This is a genomic window from Vibrio sp. V08_P9A1T1 (assembly GCF_963874405.1).
In the GTDB taxonomy this organism is placed as follows: domain Bacteria; phylum Pseudomonadota; class Gammaproteobacteria; order Enterobacterales; family Vibrionaceae; genus Vibrio; species Vibrio anguillarum.
This window is the reverse complement of the sequence record NZ_CAWNIB010000149.1, coordinates 1-4,398: the sequence shown is the minus strand read 5'-3', so window position 1 is coordinate 4,398 and position 4,398 is coordinate 1. Positions and strand designations below refer to the sequence as shown.

The following is a 4,398-nucleotide window of genomic DNA, read 5'->3' as shown; positions in this document are numbered from 1 at the left end:
ACTCTGCAGTAGCAAATACAGGGAGTTAAGCGCATGACTGATGTACCAGCGCTGAATATTAAAGAGCTGCACAAAACCTTTGGTCAAAACGAAGTACTAAAAGGAATCTCGCTAGAAGCTCGTAAGGGTGATGTGATCTCCATTATTGGTTCTTCTGGCTCGGGAAAAAGTACCTTTCTTAGATGCATCAATTTACTTGAAACACCAACCTCTGGTGATATTTGGGTCAATGGTGAACTCATTCAAATGAAAAAAAATCGGCAAGGTGAAGCTTCACCTGTGAGTGAAAAGCAGGTGCAACGAATTCGCTCACGCCTTGCTATGGTATTTCAGGGATTTAACCTTTGGTCGCACATGACGGTGTTAGAAAACGTTATTGAAGCACCAATTCATGTGTTAGGAGTACCGAAAGCACGAGCCATCGAGAGTGCTGAGGTGCTGCTAAAAAAAGTCGGCCTGTATGAACGTAAAGACTATTATCCTGGTCACCTTTCTGGTGGGCAACAACAACGTGCGGCGATTGCTAGAGCATTGGCCGTGGAGCCAGAAGTCATGCTGTTTGATGAGCCCACTTCTGCACTTGATCCTGAATTGGTGGGTGAAGTGTTGGGTGTTATGAGAGACTTGGCAGAAGAAGGCCGTACTATGCTGGTAGTGACTCATGAAATGGCCTTTGCTCGCGATGTTTCAAACCATGTGATGTTCTTGCACCAAGGTTTAGTGGAAGAGCAAGGAGATCCAGCCATCCTGTTCACCCAGCCTAAATCTGAACGGTTAAAACAATTTATATCCTCTATTTATTAATGTGTTCATTATGTTGTGGTATTCGTCACGACATAAATATTAAGCAAAACCAACATAAACATAGCATGATAAATAAGTAAGACCTCAATCACAGGAGTATGGAAATGAAAAAGTGGTTATTAGTTGCAGCCGTTGCTGCTAGTGCAATGACTGGTATGGCCCAAGCGAAAGAATGGAAGACGGTTCGTTTTGGTATAGAAGGGGCTTATCCTCCTTTTAGCTGGACAGAGGCTGATGGATCTCTCAAAGGTTTTGATGTTGATATGGCCAATGCGTTGTGCAAGGAGATGAAAGTGGAATGTAAAATCGTTCCACAAGACTGGGATGGCATTATCCCATCACTGCTTGCACGTAAATATGACGCGATTATTGCAGCCATGTCGATTACCGACGAGCGCAAGAAAAAAGTCGATTTCACTGGTAAGTACGCATTAATTCCCAATAAATTTATCGCCAAGAAGGGAGCCGCGTTGGATTTTTCTAAAGAAGGTCTAAAAGGGGTGAAAATTGGTGTACAACGTGCAACAACGCACGATAAGTATCTTACTGATAATTATGGCGATGCAGTTGAAATTGTCCGTTATGGTTCATTTGATGAAGCCTATCTTGACCTAGCCAATGGTCGTATTGCGGCAGTATTGGGTGATGCCTCTGCCTTGGAAGAGGGTGTGCTTAACAAAGCGGGCGGCGAAGCGTATGAGTTCGTCGGCCCATCATTAACCGATCCGAAATGGTTTGGCGATGGTTTTGGTATTGCGGTTCGTAAACAAGACAAAGATCTCACTCAAAAACTTGATATGGCGATTAAATCTCTTCGTCAACAAGGGATTTACCAAGAAATTGCGACCAAATACTTTAATTACGATGTATACGGTGAATAAGCTGTAACATCATATCTTACCCATATAATTAGAAGGTGAGAGTGGGCCGAGCATATGAATATGTTTATCGATCACTCTGTAATTAGGACTGGTTAGCTCAGTTGACTCCACCTTCTCAATTATGATGGGAATCCATTGATTCTTAACGGCTGGATCCTAGTTCCAGAAGTACCCAGCCGTTAAATTCTCCAGGGACTAGGGATGAATTATGTTGGACCTACACGGATATGAAGCCTCAATTTTGAAGGGAGCGGTGCTGACCATCGAAGTTGCCGTGCTCTCTTTATTACTTGCCATGTTACTTGGCATGCTAGGTGCGCTAGCCAAGCTTGCACCTTACCGTTGGGCAAGAGCCATTGCCACTCTTTATACGACCATCATTCGCGGTATTCCAGACCTTGTGTTAATGATGCTTATTTTCTTTGGCGGTCAAATATTGTTGAATAATAGCCTTTATTCAATCAACGAATGGCTAAACAATTGGTTTATGGCAAGTGACCCGAGCCATGAATGGACCGCTTATCTCCCCGATTATATTGATGTTAGCCCTTTCATTGCTGGGATACTAACCATAGGTTTCATTTTCGGTGCCTATATGGCTGAAACCTTTCGTGGCGCTATTATGGCTGTTGATAAAGGAGAGATGGAAGCGGCGAAAGCGTATGGTATGAGTTCTACCTTAGCATTTAGACGCATTTTGCTTCCTCAAATGGTTCGTCATGCATTGCCAGGGTTTGGTAACAACTGGTTGGTATTGCTCAAAACGACGGCACTTGTTTCCATTATTGGATTAGAAGATATGGTCAGAGTCAGCTCACTCGCGGCGGGTTCGACAAAAATGCCATTCACCTTTTATATGGCTGTCTCAGTGATCTTCCTTTTCTTTACCAGTGTATCAACCGGTCTTCTCAAATTGGTTGAGCGCAAGTTCAGCATTCACACGAGGTAAATATGGATTTTTCCCTTATTGCTCAAAGCCTACCAATTTATTTTAGTGGGCTGTGGACAACGGTTTGGCTGGTGGGTTTGTCGTTAATCATCGGTTTGAGCCTTGCCATCCCCTTAGCGATTGCTAGAAATAGCCACAACTATTTTATTCGTACTCCAGCATGGACTTATACCTACTTTTTTCGTGGTACACCGTTATTGGTCCAGCTTTATCTCATCTACTATGGAATGGATCAATTTTTCCCGGTGAAAGATACCTTGTGGGAAAACGCTTGGTTTTGCGCGTTGGTTGCTTTTGTTCTCAATACGTCCGCCTACACGGCTGAAATTATTCGCGGTGCGATCAATGGTTTGCCGAAAGGCGAAGTTGAAGCGGCGAAGGCATACGGAATGAGTACTTGGAAAACGTATCGACGAATTATTCTACCGAGTGCGTTAAGGCGTGCACTGCCCGCTTATAGTAATGAAGTTATCTTCATGCTTCACGGTTCGGCGGTTGCTGGTATTGTTACCATTATGGATTTAACGGGAGCTGCGCGTTTAGTGAACTCTCGTTATTATGCTCCATTCGAGTCATTTTTAACCGCAGGTTTGTTCTATATGGGCTTGACCTTCATTATTTTGTTCTGCTTCAAACAGGCTGAAAAACGCTTCTTAGCTTATTTGCGCCCATTAAGCTGAAGGGCTGCGAGTAGCATGTTGTACCGAGTTTGTTTCTATAATCAAGGCATAGATTAAAATAAGAAGCGCGCTGAATGCGCGCTTCTTATTGGCACGTGACTTTCTGTTCCTACAAAGAAAAACTGGACCAAATTGGCGCGTGATCAGAAGGTTTTTCTATTCCTCGAAGTTCATAGTCGATGCCGGCCTCTTGGCATTTTTTTGCTAGGTTCGGGGTCGCTAAAATGACGTCGATTCGTAGCCCACGGTTATCATCAAAGCCGCGTGAGCGATAATCAAACCACGAAAATTGATCATTTACATCCGGATTTAACTGACGGAATGTGTCAACAAAACCCCAGTCCATTAAAGTTTGTAACCATTCGCGCTCTTCAGGTTGGAAAGAGCATTTTCCCGTTTGCAACCAGCGTTTTCTATTGGCTTCACCAATCCCAATATCCAAGTCGATAGGGCTGATGTTAATGTCTCCCATCACAATTATTTGTTCGTCAGGGGAATGATGTGTCGTTAAGTAACCCATTAGATCTTTATAAAACTGACGCTTATAGGGGTATTTTGTTTCATGGGAAATATTCTCCCCTTGAGGAAAATAGCCGTTGAGTATGGTTGTTTTTTGGCCGTTGTCATCTTCAAAAGTGGCCATAATCATGCGTTTTTGATGATCTTCATTATCGCTAGGAAAGCCTTTCTGTACTGAAATGGGTTCCTTCTTACACAACATGGCGACGCCATAATGCGCTTTTTGACCATGGAAATAGACGTGGTAGCCCATGGCTTTAACATCCTCAAGAGGAAAAGCGTCATCGTGTACTTTGATTTCTTGAAGTCCAATGACATCAGGTTGATGCTTATCAATAATCGCTTGCAGTTGATGAAGGCGAGCTCTCAACCCGTTGATGTTAAAACTGATGACTTTCATAAGGGATCCTTAAGATGAGTTGTGCGCAAGATGTTACCATTTCAAGGCGCAAGGACAAGACGAAAAGCGAATCAATTGTAATACGTAAATTTTTTGAATAGTCAGAAAGGATATTTTTATTAACATTTATGTAAACTTACGATTGTTCTCTCAAGTCAATATGCT

5 protein-coding genes are annotated in these 4,398 nt (G+C 42.9%); 4 read left to right on the top strand and 1 reads right to left on the bottom strand.

Annotated features, from left to right (window positions below; genetic code table 11):
• Window positions 1–33: 33 nt before the first annotated feature.
• From AACT21_RS07050 to AACT21_RS07035, 4 genes are all read left to right on the top strand, one after another.
• Window positions 34–804, top strand: coding sequence for an ABC transporter ATP-binding protein (locus AACT21_RS07050; RefSeq protein WP_013856548.1), 771 nt, complete (start codon window positions 34–36; stop codon window positions 802–804).
• Window positions 805–908: 104 nt separating this feature from the next.
• On the top strand, window positions 909–1,685 hold the full coding sequence (locus AACT21_RS07045; RefSeq protein WP_026028918.1) for an ABC transporter substrate-binding protein: 777 nt from the start codon (window positions 909–911) through the stop codon (window positions 1,683–1,685).
• A gap of 208 nt (window positions 1,686–1,893) precedes the next feature.
• Window positions 1,894–2,634: an ABC transporter permease gene (locus AACT21_RS07040; protein ID WP_013856550.1), complete on the top strand. Its 741-nt coding sequence runs from the start codon at window positions 1,894–1,896 to the stop codon at window positions 2,632–2,634.
• Between the two features lie 2 nt (window positions 2,635–2,636).
• On the top strand, window positions 2,637–3,314 hold the full coding sequence (locus AACT21_RS07035; RefSeq protein ID WP_019282050.1) for an ABC transporter permease: 678 nt from the start codon (window positions 2,637–2,639) through the stop codon (window positions 3,312–3,314).
• Between the two features lie 109 nt (window positions 3,315–3,423).
• Here the strand turns inward: AACT21_RS07035 and xthA are convergent, their stop codons facing one another.
• Window positions 3,424–4,233 (bottom strand): exodeoxyribonuclease III, encoded by an 810-nt coding sequence (gene xthA, locus AACT21_RS07030; RefSeq protein ID WP_094164439.1) that lies wholly within the window; start codon window positions 4,231–4,233, stop codon window positions 3,424–3,426.
• Window positions 4,234–4,398: the final 165 nt, after the last annotated feature.

Excerpts from the sequence above, each read along its gene's own strand:
- AACT21_RS07040 (WP_013856550.1), top strand. The coding sequence starts at position 1,894 with ATGTTGGACCTACACGGATATGAAGCCTCAATTTTGAAGGGAGCGGTG.
- AACT21_RS07050 (WP_013856548.1), top strand. The coding sequence starts at position 34 with ATGACTGATGTACCAGCGCTGAATATTAAAGAGCTGCACAAAACCTTT.
- AACT21_RS07035 (WP_019282050.1), top strand. The coding sequence starts at position 2,637 with ATGGATTTTTCCCTTATTGCTCAAAGCCTACCAATTTATTTTAGTGGG.
- xthA (WP_094164439.1), bottom strand. The coding sequence starts at position 4,233 with ATGAAAGTCATCAGTTTTAACATCAACGGGTTGAGAGCTCGCCTTCAT.
- AACT21_RS07045 (WP_026028918.1), top strand. The coding sequence starts at position 909 with ATGAAAAAGTGGTTATTAGTTGCAGCCGTTGCTGCTAGTGCAATGACT.